General features: G+C 51.9%; 29 protein-coding genes. 3 read left to right on the top strand and 26 right to left on the bottom strand.

All coding sequences use genetic code 11. The annotated features are described in order from the left end of the window. Positions 1-34 precede the first annotated feature (34 nt). From NK662_RS01275 to gpr, 17 genes are all read right to left on the bottom strand, one after another. Positions 35-994, bottom strand: coding sequence for a PhoH family protein (locus tag NK662_RS01275; RefSeq protein WP_254756557.1), 960 nt, complete (start codon positions 992-994; stop codon positions 35-37). Positions 995-997: 3 nt separating this feature from the next. Further along, a complete protein-coding gene (gene yqfD / locus NK662_RS01280) occupies positions 998-2197 on the bottom strand; it encodes a sporulation protein YqfD (protein ID WP_254756559.1) in 1200 nt (399 codons plus the stop codon). Positions 2198-2209: 12 nt separating this feature from the next. Beyond that, positions 2210-2488 (bottom strand): sporulation protein YqfC, encoded by a 279-nt coding sequence (gene yqfC / locus NK662_RS01285; protein WP_254756561.1) that lies wholly within the window; start codon positions 2486-2488, stop codon positions 2210-2212. A gap of 146 nt (positions 2489-2634) precedes the next feature. Beyond that, complete coding sequence (locus NK662_RS01290) at positions 2635-3078, bottom strand: GatB/YqeY domain-containing protein (RefSeq protein ID WP_254756563.1); 444 nt, start codon at positions 3076-3078, stop codon at positions 2635-2637. Positions 3079-3092: 14 nt separating this feature from the next. Continuing rightward, complete coding sequence (gene rpsU, locus NK662_RS01295; RefSeq protein WP_129727313.1) at positions 3093-3266, bottom strand: 30S ribosomal protein S21; 174 nt, start codon at positions 3264-3266, stop codon at positions 3093-3095. A gap of 194 nt (positions 3267-3460) precedes the next feature. Continuing rightward, positions 3461-4135 (bottom strand): deoxyribose-phosphate aldolase, encoded by a 675-nt coding sequence (deoC, locus tag NK662_RS01300; RefSeq protein ID WP_254757419.1) that lies wholly within the window; start codon positions 4133-4135, stop codon positions 3461-3463. Positions 4136-4320: 185 nt separating this feature from the next. Beyond that, positions 4321-5679 carry a tRNA (N(6)-L-threonylcarbamoyladenosine(37)-C(2))-methylthiotransferase MtaB gene (gene mtaB, locus NK662_RS01305; RefSeq protein WP_254756565.1) on the bottom strand — a complete coding sequence of 453 codons (1359 nt, stop codon included), beginning with the start codon at positions 5677-5679 and terminating at the stop codon, positions 4321-4323. Positions 5680-5683: 4 nt separating this feature from the next. Then, entirely contained in the window at positions 5684-6433 is a 750-nt protein-coding gene (locus NK662_RS01310; protein ID WP_254756567.1) for a 16S rRNA (uracil(1498)-N(3))-methyltransferase, read from the bottom strand. A gap of 9 nt (positions 6434-6442) precedes the next feature. Further along, positions 6443-7387, bottom strand: a complete 945-nt coding sequence (gene prmA, locus NK662_RS01315; RefSeq protein WP_254756569.1) for a 50S ribosomal protein L11 methyltransferase — start codon at positions 7385-7387, stop codon at positions 6443-6445. A gap of 63 nt (positions 7388-7450) precedes the next feature. Then, the gene (dnaJ, locus tag NK662_RS01320) at positions 7451-8563 is read right to left on the bottom strand and encodes a molecular chaperone DnaJ (RefSeq protein WP_254756571.1); all 1113 of its coding nucleotides are present in this window, start codon (positions 8561-8563) and stop codon (positions 7451-7453) included. A gap of 186 nt (positions 8564-8749) precedes the next feature. After that, positions 8750-10579 carry a molecular chaperone DnaK gene (gene dnaK, locus NK662_RS01325; RefSeq protein ID WP_254756573.1) on the bottom strand — a complete coding sequence of 610 codons (1830 nt, stop codon included), beginning with the start codon at positions 10577-10579 and terminating at the stop codon, positions 8750-8752. Between the two features lie 20 nt (positions 10580-10599). After that, positions 10600-11145: a nucleotide exchange factor GrpE gene (grpE, locus tag NK662_RS01330; protein ID WP_254756575.1), complete on the bottom strand. Its 546-nt coding sequence runs from the start codon at positions 11143-11145 to the stop codon at positions 10600-10602. A gap of 98 nt (positions 11146-11243) precedes the next feature. Next, positions 11244-12278, bottom strand: coding sequence for a heat-inducible transcriptional repressor HrcA (hrcA, locus tag NK662_RS01335; protein WP_254756577.1), 1035 nt, complete (start codon positions 12276-12278; stop codon positions 11244-11246). Between the two features lie 213 nt (positions 12279-12491). After that, entirely contained in the window at positions 12492-13628 is a 1137-nt protein-coding gene (hemW, locus tag NK662_RS01340; RefSeq protein WP_254756579.1) for a radical SAM family heme chaperone HemW, read from the bottom strand. 52 nt (positions 13629-13680) lie between these two features. Beyond that, positions 13681-15504, bottom strand: a complete 1824-nt coding sequence (gene lepA, locus NK662_RS01345) for a translation elongation factor 4 (protein WP_254756581.1) — start codon at positions 15502-15504, stop codon at positions 13681-13683. A gap of 127 nt (positions 15505-15631) precedes the next feature. Further along, positions 15632-15982, bottom strand: coding sequence for a YqxA family protein (locus NK662_RS01350; RefSeq protein WP_254756583.1), 351 nt, complete (start codon positions 15980-15982; stop codon positions 15632-15634). 42 nt (positions 15983-16024) lie between these two features. Further along, the gene (gpr, locus tag NK662_RS01355; protein ID WP_254756584.1) at positions 16025-17131 is read right to left on the bottom strand and encodes a GPR endopeptidase; all 1107 of its coding nucleotides are present in this window, start codon (positions 17129-17131) and stop codon (positions 16025-16027) included. Between the two features lie 187 nt (positions 17132-17318). Between gpr and rpsT the strand changes: the two genes are divergently transcribed. Further along, positions 17319-17585, top strand: coding sequence for a 30S ribosomal protein S20 (rpsT, locus tag NK662_RS01360; protein WP_254756586.1), 267 nt, complete (start codon positions 17319-17321; stop codon positions 17583-17585). 78 nt (positions 17586-17663) lie between these two features. Here rpsT and holA read toward each other — a convergent pair whose 3' ends face one another. Then, positions 17664-18674, bottom strand: a complete 1011-nt coding sequence (gene holA / locus NK662_RS01365) for a DNA polymerase III subunit delta (RefSeq protein ID WP_254756588.1) — start codon at positions 18672-18674, stop codon at positions 17664-17666. 285 nt (positions 18675-18959) lie between these two features. Here holA and NK662_RS01370 point away from each other — a divergent pair, with 285 nt between their 5' ends. Next, positions 18960-19094: a YqzM family protein gene (locus tag NK662_RS01370; RefSeq protein ID WP_254756590.1), complete on the top strand. Its 135-nt coding sequence runs from the start codon at positions 18960-18962 to the stop codon at positions 19092-19094. Positions 19095-19117: 23 nt separating this feature from the next. On the opposite strand, the gene NK662_RS01375 is transcribed toward NK662_RS01370, so the two are convergent. Genes NK662_RS01375 through NK662_RS01385 form a run of 3 tightly spaced genes read right to left on the bottom strand, consistent with a single transcriptional unit; the run spans position 19118 to position 22547 of the window. Next, the gene (locus NK662_RS01375) at positions 19118-21451 is read right to left on the bottom strand and encodes a DNA internalization-related competence protein ComEC/Rec2 (protein WP_254756592.1); all 2334 of its coding nucleotides are present in this window, start codon (positions 21449-21451) and stop codon (positions 19118-19120) included. Positions 21452-21484: 33 nt separating this feature from the next. Next, positions 21485-21901 (bottom strand): deoxycytidylate deaminase, encoded by a 417-nt coding sequence (locus tag NK662_RS01380; RefSeq protein ID WP_254756594.1) that lies wholly within the window; start codon positions 21899-21901, stop codon positions 21485-21487. Positions 21902-21959: 58 nt separating this feature from the next. Next, a complete protein-coding gene (locus tag NK662_RS01385) occupies positions 21960-22547 on the bottom strand; it encodes a helix-hairpin-helix domain-containing protein (RefSeq protein WP_254756596.1) in 588 nt (195 codons plus the stop codon). Positions 22548-22645: 98 nt separating this feature from the next. On the opposite strand from NK662_RS01385, the gene comER reads away from it, so the two are divergent. Next, the gene (gene comER, locus NK662_RS01390; RefSeq protein ID WP_254756598.1) at positions 22646-23470 is read left to right on the top strand and encodes a late competence protein ComER; all 825 of its coding nucleotides are present in this window, start codon (positions 22646-22648) and stop codon (positions 23468-23470) included. 127 nt (positions 23471-23597) lie between these two features. Here the strand turns inward: comER and NK662_RS01395 are convergent, their stop codons facing one another. From NK662_RS01395 to yhbY, 5 genes are read right to left on the bottom strand one after another with little or no spacing between them, the layout of a single operon-like run. Further along, positions 23598-24347, bottom strand: coding sequence for a class I SAM-dependent DNA methyltransferase (locus NK662_RS01395; RefSeq protein WP_254756600.1), 750 nt, complete (start codon positions 24345-24347; stop codon positions 23598-23600). Continuing rightward, entirely contained in the window at positions 24344-24700 is a 357-nt protein-coding gene (gene rsfS, locus NK662_RS01400) for a ribosome silencing factor (RefSeq protein WP_254756602.1), read from the bottom strand. Before rsfS ends, NK662_RS01395 begins: the two co-directional genes overlap by 4 nt. Then, a complete protein-coding gene (yqeK, locus tag NK662_RS01405) occupies positions 24693-25265 on the bottom strand; it encodes a bis(5'-nucleosyl)-tetraphosphatase (symmetrical) YqeK (RefSeq protein ID WP_254756604.1) in 573 nt (190 codons plus the stop codon). Before yqeK ends, rsfS begins: the two co-directional genes overlap by 8 nt. After that, the gene (locus NK662_RS01410) at positions 25219-25824 is read right to left on the bottom strand and encodes a nicotinate-nucleotide adenylyltransferase (RefSeq protein WP_254756606.1); all 606 of its coding nucleotides are present in this window, start codon (positions 25822-25824) and stop codon (positions 25219-25221) included. The genes yqeK and NK662_RS01410 overlap by 47 nt, the downstream gene beginning before the upstream one ends. Beyond that, complete coding sequence (yhbY, locus tag NK662_RS01415; RefSeq protein ID WP_254756608.1) at positions 25821-26111, bottom strand: ribosome assembly RNA-binding protein YhbY; 291 nt, start codon at positions 26109-26111, stop codon at positions 25821-25823. Before yhbY ends, NK662_RS01410 begins: the two co-directional genes overlap by 4 nt. Positions 26112-26113: the final 2 nt, after the last annotated feature.

Below are 26113 nucleotides of genomic sequence, written 5' to 3' on the forward strand. Positions count from 1 at the left end.
ACGCTGACAGATAAAAAAATGACCCGCAATGGGGTCATTCCACTTCTTCATATGCTTGAATAATACGCTGCACCAACGGATGGCGCACGACATCGGACTGCTCCAAACGCTGGAAGGAAATGCCCGGTACATTTTGCAGGACAGAGGTTGCCAGCGTCAAGCCTGATTTCACGCCCTTGGGCAGGTCCACTTGGGACGGATCCCCTGTAATTACCATTTTGGAACCAAAGCCAAGACGCGTCAGGAACATTTTCATTTGCGCTCCTGTTGTGTTTTGTGCTTCATCCAGAATGACGAAGGAATCATCCAAAGTACGGCCGCGCATATAGGCAAGCGGAGCAATTTCAATCGTGCCGCGCTCAATCATACGCTGTGTATGCTCCTGCCCCAGCACATCATGCAGGGCATCATACAACGGACGGAGATACGGGTCCACCTTTTCCTTTAAGTCACCAGGCAGAAATCCGAGGCTCTCTCCGGCTTCTACAGCAGGGCGCGTCAGAATAATCCGCTTCACATAGCCGTTCTTTAAGGCACGCACTGCCATTACAACAGCCAGATACGTTTTGCCCGTTCCCGCTGGGCCAATTCCAAAGACAAGGTCGTTCTTTTTGATGGCATAGACGTACTGGCGCTGGCCCATCGTCTTCACATGAATGGGTTTGCCCTTGGCATTGCGCATAATTTCCTCTTCATACAGCTCTTCAAAATGCTCCAGCTTTCCCTTTTGTCCAAGCTGTACGGCATAGGCAACGTCACGCTCTGAAATAGATACACCCTTGCGGATGACAGCCAGCAAACGCTGCAGGACTTCTTCCACAATCCCTACTGCTTCTTCTGTACCTGACACACGCACAGTTTCCCCGCGTGTAATGATGGAAACATTCAGCTCGTGCTCAATCAGCTTCAGATGGGCATCATGTACACCAAAAAGCGCTGCCGCTTCGTTGTGGTTCTCTACTTGTTGACTTAGCTCTGTTAATTGCTCGGCCATTCCTCAATCTCCTTGGTTTTTGGATTGTCGTATTGGTTGTGTTGAAACAATATCCTCAATTACCGTATAGTGTAACGATAACTTTAATTTACCATTATTCAGCTCTTTGTGCCAAACCTTTTCTCCCGTGATGGTGGCTTTCTCCGGGAGTTTCTTCCTTAATTCCTCCCGGGCCATTTCCTTCCCGACCTCGACAGCCTGCTTCTCTGTATACTGGCGGCCGGCCTCTTCCTCTTCGCGCACCGTTACCTCTTTATAGGCAACAGGAAGCTTCCATTTGAGGAAATTGACATAGTGGACCTCTTGTTCCTCTTGATAACGCTTGTACTTATTTTTCTCAAACCCCCACACTTTTATCTCAAAATCCCCGAATTTTATGTAGTGTCTCTTAAAAAATTCTCCTGTATACACCCGAAAGGTGCTCTTCAGCGGGACTTCAATATTGGACTCGTACCAGGTTTCACCAAACACAACACCCTTTGCGGGGATAATCGTCGGATTATCCTCCCGGCCGTACTGACCGGATGCCAGCAGCTGCCCTTTCTTCACAAGCTGCTGCACCTCCACCATTACCTTTCCATCCTCCACTAAAATCTTTTTCACCACTGCCGTTTTGCTGGCAATCAAGTTTTGCGGACGCAGTGCTTTCTCCGGCTCCGGTTCATTCTTCTCCACAACGCTAAAGTAGAATGTTGTTCCGCGCAGCTCTGCCCCCACCCATGTGATGGAGTTGACATTATTCGTAAGCGACCGCTGCACGGTTTCAATGTCAGGCAGCCGGAACTGCAGCTTTCCTGTGGAAACACCCATACGCTCCAATTCCTTTTGCACCAGATACTCTGTTTCCGGCTTCGCTCCCTCTATTTCAATCTTCCAGACCATATTGGACAACAGCACGAGAAACACAAAGAAGGCGACAAACCCAATGAGGAAGCCGCTGTTTTTCAGCAGCCGCCGCCCCAAAAACGGCAGGCCGCGCCTCCCAACAAACTTTAAGTCACAATCATGCTTTCGGTAGATCGGGCGCAGCCTCTTCACATCCTTCAGCAGCATGGAGAAAGTAAGGGCTTCACTCCCGGTCTTTTTTATATTCCATACATAGATTCCCCTTCGGACACAATCGTTTACAAACCGCTCCGACCCGACTCCCTGCAGACGCACCCTGACATGTCCGAGAAAGGTGGTAAACCATTGATTTTTCATGCTTCTCCTCCCTTATTCATTCAAGAATAGTACTTGTTCAATTGTTCCTTCGAGCAACAATTCTTCTGGGAGTATCGTCTTGATGACAAAGGAGTTGCCTCTTATTAACAACTGCCCCTGCTTTAAGAGCAGGCGCACTTCTGTATCCGAGAACACGAGCAAGCCCCGATGATTTTCTATATAGATATGTATCTGTCCGACCATCGTAATCCTCGGCAGATCCATGAGCACATCTGCGGGAAGGTCCATCTTCTTCATCAGCCAATCCTTCACTTGATGCAATCTCTTCATGAAGAACCCCCTCTCATCTCATATGTATGAACACAGGGAGTAAAAAAGAAGCACAAAAAGCGTCAGCAGCCTCCCCAATCACAAGCCATTCGGGGAGGCTGCTGAAGCCGGACTGCACAAAAAAACGCCTCCCGGAGGAGACGCTTTTATGCGAGCAATTGTGAAACAAGCTTATTCACTAAAGAACCGTCCGTTTTCCCTTTAACCTTTGGAATAACGGCACCCATCACTTTTCCCATGTCAGCCTTGGAGGATGCGCCCAGCTGCTCAATCACCCCGCGGATGATGGCAGTCAGCTCTTCTTCTGTCAGCTGCTCCGGTAAGTATGTCTCTAAAATAGCGATTTCGCCTTTTATCTTATCAACAAGGTCTTCACGACCCGCTTTTTCAAATTCAAGGAGGGAGTCTTTTCGCTGCTTGCCTTCACGTGTCAGCACAGTCAGCTCATCTTCATCAGTGAGCGGGCGCTGCAGCTTGATCGCTTCGTTCTGCAAGGCAGCCTTTACCATACGAATGACGGAAAGCTTTTCTTTCTCTTTGTTCTTCATCGCTTGTTTCATGTCATCGTTTAAACGATCGAGAAGACTCATAAGTACACCCTCTCTTAGAATTTACGCTTTCTTGCCGCTTCAGATTTCTTCTTGCGCTTTACGCTTGGCTTTTCATAAAACTCGCGCTTTCTTGCTTCCGCAAGCGTACCAGTTTTAGAAACGGCTCTCTTAAAACGACGAAGTGCATCCTCCAAAGACTCGTTTTTGCGAACGACTGTTTTAGACATTGTTCTTTCCCTCCCTCCGAAACATCCACTTGCATCTTAACTTACACCATGCAAAAAGAACACTCTTTGAGCATGTCTTTAACGATTATAATACATTCTGTTCTGCTTGGCAACTCTCTTCCCCGAAAAAAAGGTACGGGAGATTCCCCGGCCTGCGTACAGAAACAGCGCGAAAAGTGTCTGTTCCGTTCTTCTTAATAGTCTGTCGTAGCCGCTTGGCCGCTCACAAGAGAAACACCGGAGCTCGTGCCAATGCGGGTTGCCCCTGCTTCCACCATGGCCTTCATGCCTGCTTCATCACGCACGCCGCCGGATGCCTTCACGCCGATGTCAGGACCGACTGTCTTGCGCATAAGCGCAATATCCTCCACTGTAGCGCCGCCCGTAGAGAAGCCTGTAGACGTTTTTACGAAGTCTGCTCCTGCTTTGACCGCCAGCTGGCAAGCCCGTACCTTCTCCTCATCTGTCAGCAGGCTCGTCTCGATGATTACCTTCACCAGGGCTCTGCCGGCAGCTGCTGTCTCAACAACAGCGCGGATGTCGCGCTCCACAAGCTCATCGTTGCCATCCTTTAGGGCACCGATGTTGATGACCATATCCACTTCCGTCGCACCCTTTGTAATGGCATCCTGCGCCTCAAATGCCTTTGTCTCCGGCGTATTTGCTCCCAACGGGAAGCCAATTACGGTACAAACCTTGACATCACTGCCCTGCAAAAGCTGGGCTGCCGTTTCCACCCAAGTTGGATTGACACAAACTGAAGCAAAGTGGTGCTGCTTCGCTTCCTGGCAAAGCTTCACAATGGCATCCTTTTTCGTATCCGCTTTCAATAAAGTGTGGTCAATCAATTTTGCATAGTTCATGCTTATTGCCCCCTATGTATTGTTAGTTGTCTGACAACCTAAACCGATAGCATTATATCACATGAAACAGTATTTTCCCATCCTAGTTTTTCCCTATTCTGCTGTTCCTACACCAAACATGCGCACCCTTTCCCTACAGCCTGTTTTGATATGGCTTCCAAAAGAAAAAGCATGCAACCTATGTTGCATGCTCACGCACTGGCAATTTCCGTTTCCGCCACGTCCATATCGTCCAAAATGCGCACGAATTGCCCTTCGTTATACGGATAACCAGCCTTTGTAATTTTCACCTTAATCAGCTCGCCAATCAAGTCTTCGCTTCCTTTAAAGACAACCTTCAGGTAATTGTCCGTATAGCCGACAAATAAACCTTCCTCGTCGCTTTCCTTGAACGGCTCCTCTGGAATGATCTCCAGCACATCGCCTTCAAAAGCAGAGGCGTATTCCTTCGCCAGCTGATCGGACAACGCAATCAGCTTATGCACACGCTCATTCTTCACTTCCTCCGGCACCTGGTCTTCCATACGCGCTGCCGGTGTGCCGGTACGCTTGGAGTACGGGAATACGTGCAGCTCAGAGAAACGGTTTTCTTGAATGAAGGTAAAGGTTTCCATGAACTCCTCATCCGTTTCGCCAGGGAAGCCGACGATGACATCCGATGTAATGGCAAGGCCCGGCAGTGCCTCCTTCAAGCGATCAATCCGCTCCTTGAAGAATGCCATGGAGTATTTGCGTCGCATGCGCTTCAGCACGGTATCAGAACCGGACTGGATCGGAATGTGAAGATGGCGCACAACCACTTTGGAATTGCGCAGCACCTCAATGACTTCGTCTGTAATTTGGCTTGCTTCAATAGAAGAAATACGCAGACGCTTTAAGCCCTTCACCTGTTCTTCCAAATCGCGCAGGAGCATGGCCAAGTTGTAGTCCTTCATGTCAGAGCCGTAGCCGCCTGTATGAATGCCTGTAAGCACAATTTCCTTGTAGCCGGCATCCACAAGCTGCTGTGCCTGGCGGATGACCTCCTGCGGTTCACGGGAACGCATCAGGCCGCGCGCCCAAGGGATGATGCAGAAGGTGCAGAAGTTGTTGCAGCCCTCCTGAATTTTCAAGGATGCACGAGTGCGGTCCGTAAAGTAAGGAACATCCAGTTCCTCATACATACGGGCTTTCATAATATTTCCAACCGCATTGATCGGTTGGCGCTCTTCGCGGTATTGCGCAATGTAATCCAGCATCTTCACGCGGTCCTGTGTGCCGACTACAATGTCCACACCCGGAATTGCCATAATTTCAGCCGGAGATGTTTGCGCGTAGCAGCCCGTTACACAAATCACGGCATCCGGATTCTGGCGCACTGCACGGCGGATGACCTGACGGCTCTTCTTATCGCCTGTATTTGTTACTGTACATGTATTAATCACGTATACATCGGCAGTACGCTCGAATTCCGTGCGCTCATAGCCAGCTTCTTTGAAAAGCTGCCAGATTGCCTCTGTTTCGTAGTGGTTCACCTTACAGCCAAGTGTATGGAACGCAACAGTTGCCATAGTCTCACCCCATTAGTTCAAAATAGTAGGAAACAGCGGATAATGCATAAAGTGGTGCTGTTTCGGTACGTAGAATGCGCGGCCCGAGACTGCATGGGACAGCTCCCTGCTCCCTCAGCTGCCGCACCTCTTCTTCTGTTAAACCGCCCTCCGGCCCGAATACAACGAGAAGCCTGCTTCCCGGCTGCAATCCTTCCAAAGTCCCGGCAAAGCTCTTCTTCTCACCCTGCTTGGCCTCTTCCTCATAAGCAACGATGCAAGCGTCGAAATCCTTGCTTATGGAAAGAAGCTGCTTGAAGGAAACCGGCGTCTCTACTGCCGGCACCCTGCTGCGATGCGACTGCTCCGCTGCTTCCTTCGCAATTTTTATAAGACGCTCTGTCTTCTTGCTTCCCTTTTTGTCGTCCCATTTCACGATGGAACGGCTTGCTTGAAACGGCAAAAAGGCGGCTGCCCCCAGCTCCGTGCCCTTTTGGATAATGAGCTCGAGCTTGTCTCCTTTTGGCAGTCCGCTTGCGATCGTGACAGAAACGGGAAGTTCATTTTGTTCCTCAATCCATTGTACAACAGCCGCTTTTACAGTTGTATTGGTAATTTCAGCAATTGAGCAAAGAGCTGTTCTGCCGTTCACGCAGGCATACAGCCCATCTCCCTGCTTCATCCGCATGACGCGGACGATATGATGTGCGTCGTCGCCCTCTATTGTAATGACTTCGTCCTGCAATTGCTCTTCGGCTACAAAATAACGCTGCATGCTCTCACCTTACCGGTCGGAATTGCGGGCGATGATCGCCACCCAATCCTCAATTTTCAGCACTTCTTCAATCGTAAAGCCGGCCTTTGTCAAGCCCTCTGTCACATCCTGCTGCTTGGCTTCAATAATGCCGGATGTAATGAACAGCCCGTTCGGCTTCACCACCCGCGCCGCATCCTGCGGGAACAGCAAGATGATATCTGCCAGCAGGTTTGCGACAATCAGATCAACTGGGCCTTCAATTCCCTCAAGCAGGCTGTTTTGTCCCACAGTCACCATATCGGACACGCGATTCAGCTCCACATTTGCCCGGGCGCTTTCCACCGCTACCGGATCCAGGTCGTAGGCTTGCACGGCGGATGCCCCAAGCTTTGCTGCTGCAATAGCCAAAATACCGGAGCCTGTTCCCACGTCAATGATGGAGTCACCGGGCTGCACGGTTTTTTCTAATGCACGAATGCACATAATTGTTGTTGGATGCGTCCCTGTTCCAAACGCCATGCCCGGGTCCAGTTCAATAATGTTCTCTGTCTCCGCCTCTGGCTTATACTCTTCCCAGGTCGGCACGATTGTAAAGGTTTCGGATACCTTAATCGGGTGATAGTACTGCTTCCAGGCATTAGCCCAATCCTCTTCACGGACTTCCTTCCAAGTCACAGTGCCCGCGCCAAGGTCAATTCCGAAGGAGGACAATACTTGGATGGCCCCCCGTACATTCACGATCATGTCGTCAAATTCCTCTGTTACCGGAAAGTACGCTTTAATACGGACACCTTCTTCAGGGTAATCGGCCGCCTGCAGCGCGTACAGTTCACCATACACATTCTCGCGTTCCTTCGTAAGCTCCGCGCGGTCCTCAATCGCAACACCGCTGGCGCCTGCTTCGTGCAAAATATGGGAAACAGCCTCAACTGCCTCCTGCGTCGTATGGACGCTCACCTCTGACCATTTCATACAGATTCTCCTATACCAGCGCCCTCATTCCGCGGAATGAAGGCGCCTGTTTTCCTACCAGTATTACCCTTTAAAGGCTCTTTTAAGCTTGGCGAACAGACTGTGGTCCTTGTGCAGGTCCTCGCCGCCATTTGCCAGCTCACGCAGCAGCTCTTTCTGTTTGGCGTTCAGCTTTGTCGGCGTTACCACACGGACGATGACATACTGGTCGCCCTGTCCGTAGCCGCGCACGTTTGGCGCGCCTTTTCCTTTCAGACGGAATTCCGTGCCGGACTGTGTGCCCGCCGGTATCTTCAGCTTCACCTTGCCGTGCACTGTCGGTACTTCCACCTCATCGCCAAGTGCGGCCTGCGTGAAGGTCAACGGCATTTCACAGTAAATGTCATCTCCGTTGCGCTCAAAGAACTCGTGTGATCTGACACGGACCACCACATACAGATCGCCGTGCGGCCCGCCGTTCGCGCCTGCCTCGCCTTTGCCGGACAGACGGATTTGCTGGCCGTCATCAATACCGGCCGGAATCTTGATACTGATTTTCTTGCGCTTGCGCACTTTGCCCGCACCGTGGCACTTTGTGCATTTTTCCTTAATGATCTGCCCTGTTCCTTGGCAGTGCTCGCATGCACGGCGGTTCACCACGCGGCCAAATGGTGTATTTTGCTGCACACTGACTTGGCCGGAGCCGCCGCAGTGGGAGCATGTATCCTTGTGTGTGCCCGGCTTCGCGCCTGAGCCATGACATGTATCGCACGTTTCATCGCTTGGAATCTCAATTTCAGTTTCCTTGCCGAAAATCGCTTCCTCAAAGCTCAGCACCATTGAGTACTGCAGGTCCGCGCCTTGACGCGGCGCATTCGGGTCACGCCGTCTGCCCCCGCCGCCAAAGAAGGAGCTGAATATATCTTCAAAGCCAAAGCCGCCAAAGTCGCCGTCGAAACCGCCAAAGCCGCCGCCCTGCGGTCCCGCGTGGCCAAATTGGTCATATTGCTGGCGCTTCGTATCATCGCTCAGCACTTCATAGGCTTCCTGTACTTCTTTAAATTTCTCAGTCGCATTTGGATCTGTGCTGACGTCCGGATGGTATTGCTTCGCCAAACGGCGGTATGCTTTCTTAATTTCATCCTTCGTGGCTGTTTTGCCTACGCCAAGCACTTCATAGTAATCTCGTTTGCTCATAGAAACCAACCCGACTCCTTTCACATAAAGGTAATTGTATCACCGAATAAAAGAGATTTGCAACCGAAAAGCGGAGGCTGGCTGCCGCAGCTGGACATCACGAAAAGCGAAACCAGCCCAGCCGCTCTTCCACTCATGAAAAAAGTCAAAGCCAAGGCGTTCTTGACTCTGACTCTTCTCTTGATCTTACTTATCTTCTTTTACTTCTTCAAACTCTGCATCCACAACATTATCCTTCTTCGCACCCGCAGCCTGCTCTTGGCCTTCTTGTGCTTGCTGTGCCTGCGCCGCTTGCTCATACAGCTTCACGGACAGCGCCTGCACAACCTCCTGAAGGGCATCCTTCTTCGCGCGGATGTCTGCCAGGTCGTTCTTCTCGATGGCTGCCTTCAAGGCATCCTTCGCATCGTTCGCCTTGCTTACTTCCGCTGCATCAACCTTGCCTTCCAGGTCCTTCAGCACCTTGTCAGTCTGGAATACAAGCTGGTCTGCCTCGTTGCGCAGCTCCGCTTCTTCCTTGCGCTGCTTATCAGCTTCCGCATTTGCTTCCGCTTCACGCACCATGCGCTGTACTTCGTCATCGGACAGGCCGGAAGAAGAAGTAATTGTGATGCTTTGCTCCTTGTTTGTGCCAAGGTCCTTCGCACGCACGTTTACAATACCGTTCGCATCGATGTCAAATGTAACTTCGATTTGCGGAATGCCACGCGGTGCCGGCGGGATGTCGGACAGCTGGAAGCGGCCCAGTGTCTTATTGTCAGCCGCCATTGGACGCTCGCCCTGCAGAACATGAATGTCTACTGCCGGCTGGTTGTCTGCCGCCGTGGAGAACACTTGGGATTTGCTTGTTGGAATTGTCGTGTTGCGCTCAATCAGCTTCGTGAACACGCCACCCATTGTTTCAATGCCAAGGGAAAGCGGAGTTACGTCAAGCAGCAGCACGCCTTTTACATCGCCGGCAAGCACGCCGCCCTGAATCGCAGCGCCAAGTGCCACAACTTCGTCAGGGTTTACGCCTTTGAACGGCTCCTTGCCTGTTTCGCGCTTGATCGCTTCCTGCACAGCAGGGATACGTGTAGAACCGCCAACCAGGATGACTTTATCCAGTTCGCTTGCAGACATGCCCGCATCGCGAAGCGCTTGGCGAGTCGGCCCCAATGTGCGCTCGATCAGGTGCGCGGACAGCTCTTCGAATTTCGCTCTTGTCAGGCTCACTTCCAGGTGAAGTGGTCCTGCAGGGCCTGCAGAGATAAATGGCAGGGAAATTTGTGTCTGGGATACGCCGGACAGGTCCTTCTTCGCCTTTTCTGCCGCATCCTTCAGACGCTGCAGCGCCATTTTGTCCTGGGACAGGTCCACGCCGTTTTCCTTCTTGAATTGCTCAGCCAAATAATCAATGATCACTTGGTCAAAGTCGTCGCCGCCCAGACGGTTGTCACCGGCAGTGGCGATTACCTCGAATGTGCCATCAGCCAGTTCGAGGATGGACACGTCGAATGTACCGCCGCCCAAGTCGTATACAAGAATCTTTTGCTCTTCGTCTGCCTTATCCATGCCATATGCCAGCGCAGCCGCTGTCGGTTCGTTAATGATACGCTCTACTTCCAAGCCTGCAATACGGCCGGCATCCTTTGTTGCCTGACGCTCAGCATCATTGAAGTAAGCGGGAACCGTGATGACCGCTTTTGTTACCTTTTCGCCCAGATACTCTTCCGCATAGGACTTCAAGTGTTGCAGGATAATGGCGGAAATTTCTTGTGGTGTATAATCTGTTCCTTCCACAGTCACTTTGTGGTTTGTACCCATGTGACGCTTGATGGACATGATCGTGTTCGGGTTTGTGATCGCTTGGCGCTTCGCCACCTCACCAACCTGACGCTCACCGTTTTTGAACGCAACAACAGATGGAGTTGTGCGCGCGCCTTCCAGGTTTGCAATAACCTTCGGCTCGCCGCCTTCCATAACTGCCACGCAAGAGTTCGTTGTACCTAAGTCAATACCAATGATTTTGCTCATGACGCAACCTCCTATGTAACTTATTCGTTTACTTTCACCATTGCCACGCGGATGACGCGGTCCTTCAGCTTGTAACCCTTTTGGAATTCCTCCACCACCGTGTTGGAATCATAATTGCTGTCAGATACTTGCATGACAGCCTGATGCTGATACGGGTCAAATGGCTGGCCCACAGATTCAATCGCTGTTACACCCTCCTGCTGCAGTGCCTCCAGCAGCTGGCGGTATACCATTTCCATCCCTTGCAGCAAGGCCTGGTTCGCCTCGTTTGCTTCCGTCTTCAAAGCCCGCTCAAAATTATCAAGCGCAGGCAAAATGCCCGTTGCAAGATTTTGTGCTTTATATTTTTCCGCATCCAGCGCTTCCTTTTGGGCGCGGCGGCGGTAGTTGTCAAAATCAGCCTGCAGACGCAGCAGACGGTTTTCTGTTTCTGCCAGCTTCGCCTCCAGTGCGGCGTGCTCTGCATCCACAGCTTCTGTTGTAGTCTCCTCCGCTGCTTCCTGCTCGGTCACTTCTGCAGCTGCTTCCATTTGCTCTTCCACAGCTTGCTCGTTACGTTCTTCCATTCTTTTCACCTCCCTCAAAAGGATGGGATTAGCATGCGTCATGCTAATCCGCATATTGTACAGCCGGTTTCCCCGGCAATTCTATCCTTATTTTTCCATCACTCTTTATTTTGATGCAGACCATGGAACACATTCGTTAATTGCGATGTGAACAGCTGCAGCAGGCTGATGACCCGCGAATAGTGCATCCGGGTCGGCCCCAGCACCGCAATGGTGCCGAGCTGCTCCCCGCCAATGGAGTACGTTGCGGTAATCAGGCTGCAATCCTCCATCGCCAACGACCCATTCTCCCGGCCGATTTTCACCTGAATGCCGGTCGACTGCGGGCTGAGCATTTCATACACACGCTGCTCCTCTTCAATCATGGTCAACAAGGAGTGAATCTTATCCACATCGCGGAACTCCGGCTGGGATAAAATATTTGTTTTGCCGCCAAAATAAATTTTTTCAGACAGTGGAAAACGAAGCGTTCCGTCCAGCAGCTTCATGACGCTGTCGTAGTTATGCAGGTACTGCCGCAGCACAAGCGCGATTTCTTTGAAAATCTTGTTGTGCAGTTCAGACAATGGCACACCTTGCAGCTTGTCGTTCAAAATGCGGACCATCCGTTCCAGCTCTTCAATCTCAATGGAGGCCGGCACGGTAACTGTTCTGCTTTGCACATGTCCCGTATCCGTTACGATGATGGCCACTGCCGTCTGCGGACCGATCGGGACAACCTGCAGGCTCTTCAGCCTGTTTTCACTCATCTTCGGTCCCAGCACGATGGACGTATAGCTTGTGAGCTCCGATAAAGCCTGTGCGGATTGCTGCGCAATTTTCTCCATGCCGTACACGCGGTCGGCGAAGAAGCTCTTAATGTGGCTGATATCCTCTGCCGGCAGCCGCTGCGGCGCAAGCAGATGGTCCACGTAGAAACGATACCCTTTGTCCGATGGAACGCGCCCTGAGGAGCTGTGCGGCTTTTCAATATACCCGAGTTCTTCAAGGTCTGCCATTTCGTTGCGGATGGTTGCCGAGCTGAAGGTGATTTCCTCCTTCTTCGACAGCGTCCGCGACCCGACTGGCTGCGCCGACCGAATAAAGTCGTCAATAATAATTTGTAAAATTAAGAGCTGACGTTCCGTAAGCATACAGTATCACCTCTGTTAGCACTCATTCACTTCGAGTGCTAAATCTACTATTAAATTACCAAAACGGATATGCAATTGTCAACGCAAAACCTCGCGGGGAGAGAAAAAGCATTTAATAAACAACGCACCGGCCGCAGACTCCCCGGACTCATCTGCAGAATTGCCGCTTCAGAGCAAAACAGGCTGGTCCCGAATGAAGAACCAGCCTGTTTCTCACAGCAGAAATGCTTGAAATACCTCGTTGCCCAGCAGCTTTCCCGCTCTCGTCAAACGCACTGCCTCTTCTGTCTCCTCAAGCAGACCCTGTCGCTTATTTTCCTCCAGCACCTCTCCGAACACCGCATGCATCGGTCGCCCGAACTTCTGCAGAAATGCCGCCTTGCCCACACCGGCGGTTTTGCGGAGGCCTAGGAACATTTCCTCCTCCATGCGCTCCTGCTCCGTCACCTCATGCACATTAGTATACGGCAGCCCGGTCTCATCAATGAGCTGAACATACTTTTTCAACGGGCCTGCATTCTGCAGGCGTCTGCCGGCCACATAACCATGCGCGCCCGCCCCGAAGCCGTAATAAGGCTCATTGTTCCAGTACACGAGATTATGGCGGCTTTCATAGCCCGCCCGGGAGAAGTTGCTGATTTCGTACTGATGATAGCCATGCCGCTCCATCTCATCCATCACCAGCTCATACATTTTCGCTTCGCTGTCCTCACCGGGAAGCGGCAGTTTGCCGCGCTGCACCAAATTATAGAACACCGTCTTCGGCTCGATAATTAAGGAGTAGCCGGAAAAATGCTGCACATCCAGTGTAAAAGCAATGTCCAGTGTTTCTTTCACGTCCTCGGGCGTTTGTCCCGGCAGTGCGTAGATTAAATCCAGGTTGATATTGGCAAAACCGGCCTCCTGTGCATCGCGCACCGCCTGAAACACATCCTCACTCGTATGGGTGCGGCCGATCCGCTTCAGCAGCTCATTGTTAAAGGTCTGCACGCCAAAGCTGAGACGGTTCACCCCGCCTTCCTGCAGCAGACGCAGCTTTTCCTTCGGCAAATCTCCCGGATTGGCTTCAAAGGTAACCTCTGCGTTTGTCCCAAGCGGCTGCAGCCTTGTTTGAATAATCTCCAGCAGGCGCTCCGTCTGCGGCATATTCAACGCAGTCGGTGTACCGCCTCCGACAAAAATAGTATCAAGCTCAGCAAACGGCTGCTGCGCCACTGTATTTACGATTTCCTTTTCTACATAATCGAGATACTGCTCCACCGGCTGCCGGTCAATGAACACCTTGTTAAAATCACAATAATGGCAAATATGCTGGCAGAATGGGATATGAATGTAAGCGGACTTCACCATATGCCTGCCCCCTTTCGTAAGAAAAAGAAGCCGCTCACTGCGGCTTCCTTCATTAATTATCGTCCATCTTCAAGACAGCCATGAACGCTTCCTGCGGCACTTCGACAGAACCGACGGACTTCATGCGCTTCTTGCCCTCTTTTTGCTTCTCCAGCAGCTTGCGCTTACGGGAAATGTCACCGCCGTAGCACTTCGCGAGTACGTTCTTGCGCATGGCTTTGATGGTGGAACGGGCTACAACCTTGTTTCCGATTGCCGCCTGAATCGGCACCTCAAACTGCTGTCTCGGAATCAGGTCCTTCAGCTTCTCCACAATAATCTTGCCGCGGTCGTAAGCAGAGTCGCGGTGTACAATGAAGGACAATGCGTCCACCTGCTCGCCGTTCAACAGAATATCCATCTTCGCCAGCTTGGACGGCTTATAGCCGATCAGCTCGTAGTCGAAGGACGCATACCCCTTTGTGCTGGACTTCAGCTGGTCAAAGAAATCATAGACAATCTCGGACAGCGGAATATCATAGATCAGCGATACACGCGTTGTATCCAAATATTGCATATCGATGAATGTGCCGCGCTTATTCTGGCAAATTTCCATCACAGCGCCGACATAATCATTCGGAACCATGATGGTAGCCTTCACGTAAGGCTCCTCTACACGATCCATGCTTTGCGGATCCGGCATATTGGATGGGTTATCCACCGTAAGCTCTTCACCGTTTGTCAGGAACACTTTATAGATTACGCTTGGCGCCGTTGTAATCAAATCAATTTTGAACTCGCGCTCAATCCGTTCTTGAATGATCTCCATGTGCAAGAGTCCCAGGAAGCCGCAACGGAAACCGAAGCCGAGCGCCTGCGATGTTTCCGGTTCAAACTGCAGGGCAGAATCGTTCAGCTGCAGCTTCTCCAATGCTTCACGCAGGTCGTTATAACGGGCTGTGTCAATCGGGTACAAGCCGCAGAATACCATCGGGTTCAGCTTGCGGTAGCCCGGAAGCGGCTCATCTGCGGGACGTTTCGCGTGCGTGATGGTATCACCGACGCGAGTATCGCCGACGTTTTTAATGGAAGCTGTCAGGAAGCCCACATCACCGACAGACAGCTCTTTGCGCAGCACAGGCTTGGGCGTGGACACCCCAAGCTCCGTCACTTCAAACTCCGCGCCTGTCGCCATCATACGGATTTTATCGCCAATCTTGACTGTACCATTAACAACCCGGATATATGCGATCACACCGCGGTATGCATCGTACAGGGAGTCAAAAATCAGCGCCTGCAGCGGTGCTTCCGGATCTCCGTCCGGAGCCGGCACCTTCTCCACGATTTGCTCCAGGATTTCCTCGATTCCAATGCCCGCTTTGGCGGAAGCCAGAACGGCCTCAGAGGCATCCAGTCCGATTACATCTTCGACCTCTTGGCGGACACGCTCAGGTTCTGCGCTCGGCAAGTCAATTTTATTGATGACCGGCAGAATTTCCAGATTGTTATCCAAGGCCAAATACACGTTTGCCAGCGTCTGCGCTTCAATTCCCTGTGCCGCATCGACAACGAGGATGGCGCCCTCACATGCCGCCAAGCTGCGGGATACTTCATAGGTAAAATCGACGTGTCCCGGTGTATCAATGAGATGCATCGTGTAATCTTGTCCGTCTTTCGCTCTATAATTCAGCTGTACTGCGTTCAGCTTAATTGTAATTCCACGCTCACGCTCCAGGTCCATGGAATCCAGCAGCTGATCCTTCATTTCGCGCTGCGTCAGCGCATTTGTCTTTTCCAAAATGCGGTCCGCAAGCGTCGATTTGCCGTGGTCGATATGGGCAATAATCGAGAAGTTGCGGATGCGCGATTGCCTGCTTGCTCTTTCTTCTCTATTCATTCGTTTCTCACTCCTAGTAATCTCGCCAACATACACTGCTCTTGATTATATCAATACAGTTGTAAAGATTCAATGAAAAGTCATACATGCGCTCTCTTCCACCATATGCAGAGACAAGGCAGGCTGCTTATTTATTCAATTCAGCAAAAATCTCTTTAATCTTGCTGATTACGATGTCTGTCGAGAAGCGTGCGGCCTTCTGCACGCCGAGCGCCAAAAAATCACCTGTCTTGGCCACAGCATTGAAGCTGCGCAGCTCCTCCAGCCGCCGCTGCTTTTCTTCAATTGTGACAGTATGCCCCAGCAGCGTCGCTTCCACATTGCCATCTTCCGTTCCTGTAATATGAGCCACCTGCTCAAAGGTTGGGTCATTGTAGCCCTTCATCCGCTTCAAGCCGTCATTCGCCAGCTGCATGCCGCACAGGACAGAAACAAGTAATACTGCCATAACAACCAGGCAGCGCACAAAGAATTTCATCTGCTTCACCTCCTGCAGAAAAGCCGTGCTGCTGGCACGGCTTCAATGGGTATATGCTCCTGTATTATCCTGGTCCACCTGCGGATGCAGCGCGGCATTCAGCCCGCTTGCCAAAATATTCGCCATATCCTCAATAAAGGCATCCACTTCCTTTGGTGTCACCATCAGGTTATGGCCAAGCGGCGAGAGCACTTCATGAATGAGCTTCCGTTTTTCAGCATCCTCAAGTGTTCCTACAATCCCCATGAATGTGCTGCGCTGCTTCTCATCCGGCAGATCATCCTCGGTCAGCTTCTTCCGCTGCCCGAAGCTGAAGCCGGCCGGCAGCAAGGAACGGGCCGGTTTATCGCCTTCCCGCAGTTCACGGCCAAAGTGCTTTAAGATGAAATCAATCGTATCACTGGTGATGGACACGGCATCCACAACTGTCGGAACTCCAATGGCAATCACAGGGATGCCAAGGCTTTCCTTGCTCAGCTCCTTGCGCTTGTTGCCGATGCCGGAGCCCGGATGAATGCCTGTATCAGAAATTTGAATTGTGCTGTTCACACGTTGAATCGAACGGGCAGCCAGCGCATCAATGGCAATGACAAAGTCCGGCTTTGTTTTTTCGATGACGCCATAGATGATATCGCTTGTTTCAATGCCCGTAATGCCCATGACGCCGGGGCGCAGCGCGCTGACCGGACGGAAGCCGCCTTCCACCCGCTCAGGCTGCAGCTCAAACAGATGCCGGGTCACCAGCACATTTTCCACCACAATCGGGCCCAGGGCATCCGGCGTGACATTCCAGTTGCCAAGGCCGACAATCAAGCAGCTTGCCTCTTTGGAGATGCCCATATCCTCTACAAACTGCGCGAACTCGCGGGCGAAAATCTTTTCCACCTTCGCCTGCAGCTCCGTGTCCTGCTGCCGAATCCCCTGCACCTCAATTGTCAAATAGTTGCCGGCTTTTTTCCCCATGGAGGGAGCCGCCTCTTCATCAATTTTCACTCTGGTGATCGTAATGTCATCCTCTTCGCGCTCCTGCAGATGCACGCCCGGAATAGCACTGGCATTCTCCGCTTCCTGTTGGTCCATCAGCATCTGGTGCGCTTCAATAGCCAGGTCGGTGCGGACGGCATATTTGCTTAAATCCAGTTCACCCATAGCAATTCCCTCCAGCCTTCTTCATTCTTACTGTTAGAATTGCCAATTTCCGGGATGACAATTCTTATTGGTTTTGTTTTCTAGAAAATCATTTGGCAACTCTATTGCAATTATGCTGTACGTTTGATAGAATATCTCTTGTTCTATGTAGTATCGAGTCCCTCGATTGCACCAGGAGGTGAAAAGAATGGCTAACATTAAATCTGCTATCAAACGCGCGCAACTGAGCGAAGAGCGTCGTGCACATAACGCTTCTCTGAAGTCTGACATGCGTACAGCAGTTAAGACTGCAGAAGCAGCACTTAACACTAACGATGTAGAAACTGCGAAGACAGCTTTTGCTACAGCAGCGAAGAAACTTGACAAGGCAGCAACTAAAGGTTTGATCCACAAGAATGCTGCAGCTCGCAAGAAATCCCGCTTGGCACAAAGATTGAATGCACTGAACGCGTAATGCGCAAAACGACCTGTACAGGTCGTTTTTTCTTTTTTCACCAAAAGGAAAGCCGCCTTGTACGGGCGGCTTTTGCAGTTATATATGGCGGAGCCGCATCAGAAAGAACTCGAGAATCAGACGCTTATCAAGCTTTCCCGTCTTCATATCATAATCCGCATCCGCCAGGTGATCGATGATGCTGCGCAGCGCTTCAAAGGAGAAGCTCTTTGTCTGATTCATGGCCAGCTTGACACGGTATGGGTGCACCCCGATATGCGAAGCAATCTGGTTTTGTGCATACCCGCGCTGCTGGAGCTCTTTCACCTGATACAGCAGCCGGAACTGGCTTGCCAGCAGAGCCAGGATTTTAATGGGCTCCTCCTGCAGGACGAGCAAATCCTCCAGAATCCGCATCGCTCCGACAGTATCTCTGCGCATCACCCGTTCTGTCAGGGCAAATACATTTTGCTCCATGGATTTCGGCACAAGCTCTTCCACTGTATCACGTGTCAGCACTCCGCCTGTCCCAAGATATAAGCAAAGCTTCTGTACTTCCTGCGACAGAAGCTGCATATTGGTGCCAACAAGCCCAAGCAGAGCCTCTGCCGCCCCGGATTCCACGCCAATCCCAGCAGCAGCAGCCTGCTCCTCAATCCAGCCCTGTATACCCTGGGTCTGCAGCGCATTGGCCTCCAATACCTCGCTCTCCTTTTTCAGCAGCTTCGTAATCTTCTTCCGCTCATCCAGCTTTTCAAAAGGAGCCACAAAAATCATGATGGAGAACGGAGACGGCTCGGCCACATACTCCTCCAGCACTTTTACATTCTGCTCCAGCTTTTCCTTCTGCGCTGTCAAGAAATAGGGGGACTTTATGATAATTACTTTGCGTTCCCCAAGAAACGGAAGGGTGCGGGCATCCTCCACCGCATCCTCCAAATAGGACTCGTCCAAATCATACACAACCGTATTAAATTCACGGTCCTCCTCCGCCAACGCCTCTGTCAGCAGCAGCTGCAGCGTTTCCTGAATGAAGTACGCCTCTGTTCCGTACAATAAGTATATGGGTGAAAATTGCTTCTTTTTCATCTTCTTCTGTAGCGCGTTCATTTCATTTCTCCCCGTAACCAGCTTTCTTTATATAGTACCGGTGGCGGCTTCCTTTTACAAGGGAAAAGGAGCGGATGGCTATGTCCGCCCCAGATCTATATGAACCGCTGCCAGCCAGGCCCCGGGTTTCCTGCCCGGCAGCGGATATCGTAACGTTATTGTGCGTACCTGGATTTGAAGTATAAGTGACAACTGTTGACATGCATGGAAAACCCTCGATAAATTGTAGATTTTTTTCTGACATTATTTTATACTGATTATGGAAACATTGGGGAGGGATAATCCATGAACGAATTTGAAAAAAACGTTCAAAGCAAGCGTAACGATGCTATTGATTCCGGAATAGGGTTTGGTGTTTCATTCGGCTTTTTTGCAACCCTTTTCATCATCGCAACAGCTATTAAGTATATCGGCTCCTGAGACTGCTCCCAGCAGTCTTTATTTTATTTGGCCCTGTTTTCCTGCTCTGTGCTGTCATCATATGTAAGGGCTGTGCGGAAGGTTCCGCTCCTGCCGCGAAAAACATAGGTAATTGCCCCGGAACGATCTGTTCGCAGGACCTGCACATTCAGCTCCTGCAGCCGCTTGAGCACAGGCACATGCGGGTGCCCATAGCGGTTCTTCTGCCCGGCTGAAATAACAGCAATGCGCGGCTGCAATGCCTGCAGCCAGGCCGCTGTCGTGGATGTTTCACTTCCGTGATGCCCCGCCTTCAGCACATCTGTCCGCAAATCGCCGTGCTGCCGGATCAAGCGTTGCTCTCCTTCCTCTTCCAAGTCTCCGGTAAACATCCAGCTCAGGCCTCCCATCTCAGCACGCATGACAATAGAAGCATCATTCCCCTGCAAATCTGTCCCCGTTGGAGCCAATATGCGAAATACTGCGTCTCCCGCCTGCCAGTCCATGCCGCCTTGCGCCTGCACCAGACGGCTTCCCGTTTCCTGCGCCAGCTTCGCAATCCCCGTTTCCAGCTCCGTATAAGTCTTTTTGCTTCCAAGCCAAACCTCCTTCACGGGGATCCCCCCCAGGATGCTTGCAGCCGCTCCCATATGGTCATAATCGCCATGCGTCAAAATCAGCTTATCGATTTTCTTGATGCCGTGGCTGCGGAGATATGGGAGCACAGTATCTCTCCCCACCTCATATGTCCGCTTCCGCTTTTGCCACTCTTTCTTTGGGAGGGTGATGGTGCCGCCCGTATCAATTACATAGGTGCCGCTCCCGCGGGGCAGCTGGATGACCGCACAGTCCCCTTGTCCAACATCCAGAAATGTTACGCGGCCGTACGGGTTCCATACGTCCGAGAAGTAGTGTACAGCCATCATACTGAGAAACAGGAGCCAGGAAACCAGCTGATATCTCCCCTTCCGCTCCCATTCAGCCAACAGCCAAAGCAGGGCGGCTGCATACAATAGGGTCAGCCACCACGGTGACTGTCCAAATACCAGATTGCCCAGCGGAAGCTGCTCGCACCATTGCAAAAACGTATGGGAGACTGATAAAAGCCACCCAAGCACAGCCGCAAGCCCCTTGCCTGCAGCCGGAATGACAGCAGCCGCGCCAAGGGTCAGCAGGCAAAGGGGCATGATGAGGAAGGAAAGGAACGGTACATAGAGGAGATTCAAAAGAATGCCGTATGGGGAAAACTGTCCGAAATGGTGGAGTGTGACCGGCAGAGCCACAAGCTGCGCCACAACTGCTACATACAGGAGATTCTTCAGCATGCCGTTTCCTTCCGCAAGAATGGTGCGGGCTGAAAGCAGCAGTGCCGCGGCTGACAGGAAGGAGAACTGAAAGCCGATATCATACAGCAGGTATGGATTCCACGCAAGCATACACAGCGCAGTAATACTGAGGGCATCCATGCCGGATATGCGCTTCGATGACAGCGTGCAGCCCAGCACAATTATGGCGGCAAGCGAGGCGCGAATGACAGAGGGAGAGGCACCGGCCAAAAACATATACAGCGGTACCACAAGGAGCAGCAGCACGGTTGTGGTTTCCCGCGTCAGCCCGCAGCGCAGCAGAATATAGTAGCAGCCGGCCGTCAACAGGCTAATATGCGAACCCGAGATTGCGAGTAGATGAATGAGCCCAAGCTGCTGATAGCTTGCTTCCGTTTCCTGTGATAAGTCCTGGCGGTCTCCGTATACGAGGGAGTTGATGAAGCCGGCCGTTTCCCCGGGAAATGTGCGGTGCACATAATCCACGGCGGCTTGCCTGACCGAAAAGAGCCATTGGGTGAAGGAAGGCTGTTGCATGGAACAGGAGGAAAGAGAAGCGGCCTGAAACAGGTAATGCACCTCCTGCCGGCGCAGGTAGCCGGCATAGTCAAATGCCCGGAAATTGCGCGCGCCATCCGGAACGGTGCGTTCGCCGGTGAAGGAACAGGTTGTACCGGCTCTCAGCCTGCCCAGCCGCTCCTTCTCGGCAGGGGAAGAAATCATATAGGTGAGGCGCAGCTTCTCGCCCTGCTTTGTCTGAAGGGCAGCTGAAAGCCTGTCCCCGTCTATTTGCGGCGCCCCGGTGAACACAGCCTGAAAGGAGCCGGGGTTCGCAGCCGGAGCAGGCTTGTTGTACTGCTCAGTCCAGAAGCAGTACAGCAAAGAAATGGCAAAAGCAATGCCGGCGGCGGCAGCTGTAAGGCGCCGCAAACAAAACACACAATATATACCGTACAAGGCCGCCACACCCAGACTGGCGGCTGATAGATGAAGCATCGTAACAGCGATTCCAAGCATCCAGGCGGCAGCAATATAACACCATTGCTCTCTCATATGTCACCCCGTTAGAGGAAGCAATGCTGCTTCCTAAGAATATAGAGGCAGATGGACGACTTCCACATCCCGCAAGAAGTGCCGATTCCACGGATTCGGGTACGCATGACTGTAGACAACCCGGGTAATGCCCGCCTGCGCCAGCGTCTTCGCGCAGTTTTCGCACGGCTCATGGGTAATATAGGCCGTCGCACCCTTTAAATGATCCCGCTCCGCGTGCAGAACAGCGTTGGCTTCCGCGTGCAGCGTGCGGATGCAGCGCCCCGCTTCATTAATCAGACAGCCGGCTTCGTCACAATGCTCATGGCCGTGAATAGAACCATTATAGCCTGTTGCAATAATGTGCTTGTCCTTCACAATGACACAGCCGACACTCAGCCGCGGGCACGTGGAGCGCGTCGCCACCTCCCTTGCAATGCTCAAAAAATACTCATCCCAGCTTTTCCGCATAACATCTCTCACTCCTTTGCCTTCAGTGTACAAAGGGCGGCAGAGAGCGTCAATGCATTTACGGCACAATCATGCTTCCCTTCATTTGCTCAAGCAGCTTCTCGCCAATGCCGGGCACCTCCAACAAATCCTCAGCACGTTGAAACGGCCCGTGCTCCTCGCGGTATTGCACGATGGCATCCGCCTTCTTTGGACCAATGCCGGGGATTTGCTGCAGCTGTTCCTTGGTCGCTGTATTCACCGCTATCTTGGCCGCCTGTTCCGGGGCCTCCGGAGCAGCTATCTGCTCCCCGGCTCTCGGCACATACACCATCATGCCATCCTGCAGCAGCTGTGCCAGATTGATTTTCGCCCCATCCGCTTCCGGCAGCAGCCCGCCGGCCCGCTCAACCGCTTCACGCATGCGCGAGCCGCCCGGCAGCTCATAGACCCCCGGGCGCTGTACGGCGCCTTTTATATCCACAACGAGCTGACGGGGCTCCTGCGGCGCTTTGCTTTGCTTGTTGGTCTCTGGCGCTTCTTCCCGGACGGCGGCAGGGATTCGCGCAGTCTCCTCAGCCCCGCTTCCCCTTGTCTGACTATAAAACAGGGCGATGAGCAGCATAAGCATAATGCCGGCAATGCCCCATTTCTTGTACTTTTCCAAATAATCCACACCCCTTTCCATACATGACACAAAATCATAAAACGAGGGAAACACTCATATTGTTTAGGAGAAAGCCGCTACGAAGGAGGGATGAAACATTGAACGTAGGAATGATAGGGACAGGAAATATGGGGAGAATTCTCATTGATGCATTCATTGAAGCAGATGCATTGACGCCTTCATGCCTCACAATCATCAACCGGACCGCCGCAAAAGCCCACAGCATCCGCGACCGATACCCTTCCATTACAGTTGGGGAAACAATAGAAGAAGTCATACAGCAATCAGACCTTATTTTCCTCTGTGTCAAGCCGCTGCAAATCCAGCCTATTCTGCAGCAATACGGAGCTTGCCTGACGCGGGAGAAATGCCTGGTTTCCATTACCAGCCCAATCACAACAAGCCAACTGGAGCAAAGCGTCAGCTGCAATGTCACGCGTGTCATTCCGAGCATTACGAACCGGGCACTGTCCGGTGTTTCCCTTTGCACATTTGGAAAGCATTGCACAGCAGAGTGGCAGGAGCGTGTAATGACTCTGTTCCAGGCCATTTCCACTCCGCTTATCATTGATGAGAGCATTACGAGGGTTTCCTCAGATATCGTCAGCTGCGGACCGGCCTTTTTCAGCTACCTGCTGCAGCGCTTCATTAATGCAGCTGTGGCAGAGACGAAAATTACGCGTGAGGATGCGACAGCGCTGGCTACCGGCATGATTATCGGTATGGGCAAGCTGCTCGAGAAAGAGGTTTTCACCCTGCCGACTCTGCAGGAAAAGGTATGCGTAAAGGGCGGAATTACAGGGGAAGGCATTGCCGTGCTGGAGGAAGAGACAGGCGACATGTTTGAACACCTGCTGCAGAGGACGCACGCGAAGTTCCGAGAAGACGTGGAGCAAATCAATGAACAGTTTAAACACAGCTAATATATGGTTACGACAAAAGAATACAAAATCCTTTCTTTCCCATAAAAAAAGTCCGCGGCATGCGGACTTTTCTTTGTATCAGGCTGACAATGGGCGGCACTCGGCACAACAAAAAGAAGCCATATCACTATGACTTCTTTCTCGCCGCAAAGAAAATGCGTTCCTCTTCTTCTCCAACAGCGGCATCGCCGTACTCACCCGCCACGCTGAGCACTTCAAACCCCGCATCCCCGAGCCAGGCCGCCAGTTCTTCAACCTCATACGCGCGCTGTACATGATCTTCATCAAAACGATGGTACATGCCCGTCTCCACATCCTGCACAAAAAAGGTCATTTCATGCTCCACACTGTCCGCATACTCTCCAGGGAAGCAATTCCAAATCAGCGCAATCTCATCCTCATTTACCGTGAAGGCTTCATCCATGAAAACATGATGGATTTTGTACAGAGAATGCACATCAAACAGGAATAGTCCGCCGTCCTTTATATGCTCCCGCACGCGGATAAAGGTCTGCTGGACATCGCTGTCCTCCACCAGGTAGTTTAAGGAATCGCAAAAAATGGTGACCACATCAAATTGTCCCGGAAGCTCCAGCCCGCGCATGTCCTGCTGATACAAGGGAATTTGAAAGCCATGCTCCGCCAGCTTCTGCTGCGCGACCGTGAGCATGTCCTCGGACAAGTCTGTGCCGGCAACAGAAAATCCCCGCTGCAGCAGCGGCAGCGCAATGCTTCCCGTGCCGCAGGCAACATCCAAGACCTCTTTTCCGGACACCCCATGCTCACGGCACATGTTCTCCACATACTGCACCCAGCGTTCGTACGGCACATCATTCATTAAAGTGTCATACAAAAAAGCAAACCGTTCGTAGCTCACTGATTCAACACTTCATGCAAGTCCTCGCGCGGCACATCGCCCCACAGACGCTCCAGATTATAGTAGCTGCGGTCATCCTTATGGAATACGTGCGCCACTACATCTCCCAGGTCCACCAGCACCCAGCTTGCTTCATCAAAGCCTTCGATGCGCTTGACGTCCAAGCCATTCTCGTGCGCCTTTTCCTTCATTTCGCGCACGATGGCCTGCACCTGTTTGTCGGAATTGCCATGACAGATCAAGAAATAATCCACTACCGGAGAAATGCCATTCATATTCAATACGACAATATCCTCTGCTTTTTTATCATCTGCCGCTTTTACCGCGACTGTCAGTAATTCTTTATTATCCATTTTGTTGTTCCTCCTTTAGCACTGCATTATAGGCATGGAAGGTATCCGGATATACCGTCTGATTTCTCTCCAGCAAAAACCGGATCGTATTCTTCAATGCCTGGAGCAGCGCCTGATTCAGGCTCTGTTCCGCCAGCTCCCGGACTTCCTCCACACCGGGAAAGCTGCGGCCGGGCTCAATATAATCCGCCACATAAATAATTTTATCCAGCAGGCTCATGCCTGCATGCCCGCTTGTGTGATAAAGAATGGCCTGCAGCACTTCCGGGTCCCGGATGCCCGCTTCCGTTTCTGCTAAGTATGCCCCAACCGGCGCATGCCACAGCTCCTTGTTGTGCTCGAGCAGCTCGGCAGCCATTCCTTCCCGCTTGATAATCTCTTCCATTTCAGCAATGGGACGGCACTTTGCGTAATCATGAAAAATGGCTGCAAGCTCCGCTTTTTTCTCGTCAGCGCCATAACGCTTTGCCAGGGCAATGGCTGCTTCCACCACACCCAGCGTATGAATATAGCGCTTTTCATGCATCTGCTGACGGACGAGCTCCAGTGCTCGTTGACGCTCCATACAATCCGCTCCTCTGAATATACTCCCTTACCTTCTCCGGCAATAGATAGTCGGTGGTCCCGCCGCTTTGGAACCGTTCACGGATCAGCGAGGAGGATACCGCAAACTCCGGTATCTCCAGCTTTTGGATGGGATATGGTGTATGTAGCGTATAGCCGGGACGGGTCACCCCGACGAACTGCACCATGCTGACCAATTCCTCCACCCGGTGCCATTTTGGCAGGTACTCCACCATGTCCCCGCCGATGATGAAAAAAAATGAAATGTCCGGATACTGCTGCCGCAGCCGGCAAATGGTATCATATGTATAAGAAGGCCCTTCCCGCTCCAGCTCGATGAGACAGAGGGAAAAGGCTGGCTTGCCGGCCGCCGCAAGCCGCAGCATCTCAACGCGGTCCGCTGCGCCGGCCACATCCTTGCCCAGCTTATGGGGAGGGATTTGATTCGGCAAAAACCAAACCTCATCCAGCCCCAGTGCGTGATAGGCTTCGTTGGCAATTAAGAGGTGGCCATAGTGCGGCGGGTCAAAGGTTCCTCCGACAATGCCGACCTTCTTCATGGCAGGACGATTTGCTTATTTTCGCTGGATTCCTTGTACAGCACAATCGTGTTGCCGATGACCTGCACCAATTCCGCTTCTGCTCCCTCTGCCAGTGCTTCCGCCACTTCGCCGCGGTCTTCCTCGCAGTTTTGCAGAATGCTTACCTTAATCAGCTCGCGCACTTCCAACGCCTCGCCGATTTGTTTAATCATATTGTCGTTCACGCCGCCTTTGCCCACCTGAAAAATCGGGGACAAATGATGCGCTTGTGAACGCAAGTAACGCTTTTGTTTTCCTGTTAACATGA

This window comes from Ectobacillus ponti, assembly GCF_024294785.1.
In the GTDB taxonomy this organism is placed as follows: domain Bacteria; phylum Bacillota; class Bacilli; order Bacillales; family Bacillaceae_G; genus Ectobacillus; species Ectobacillus ponti.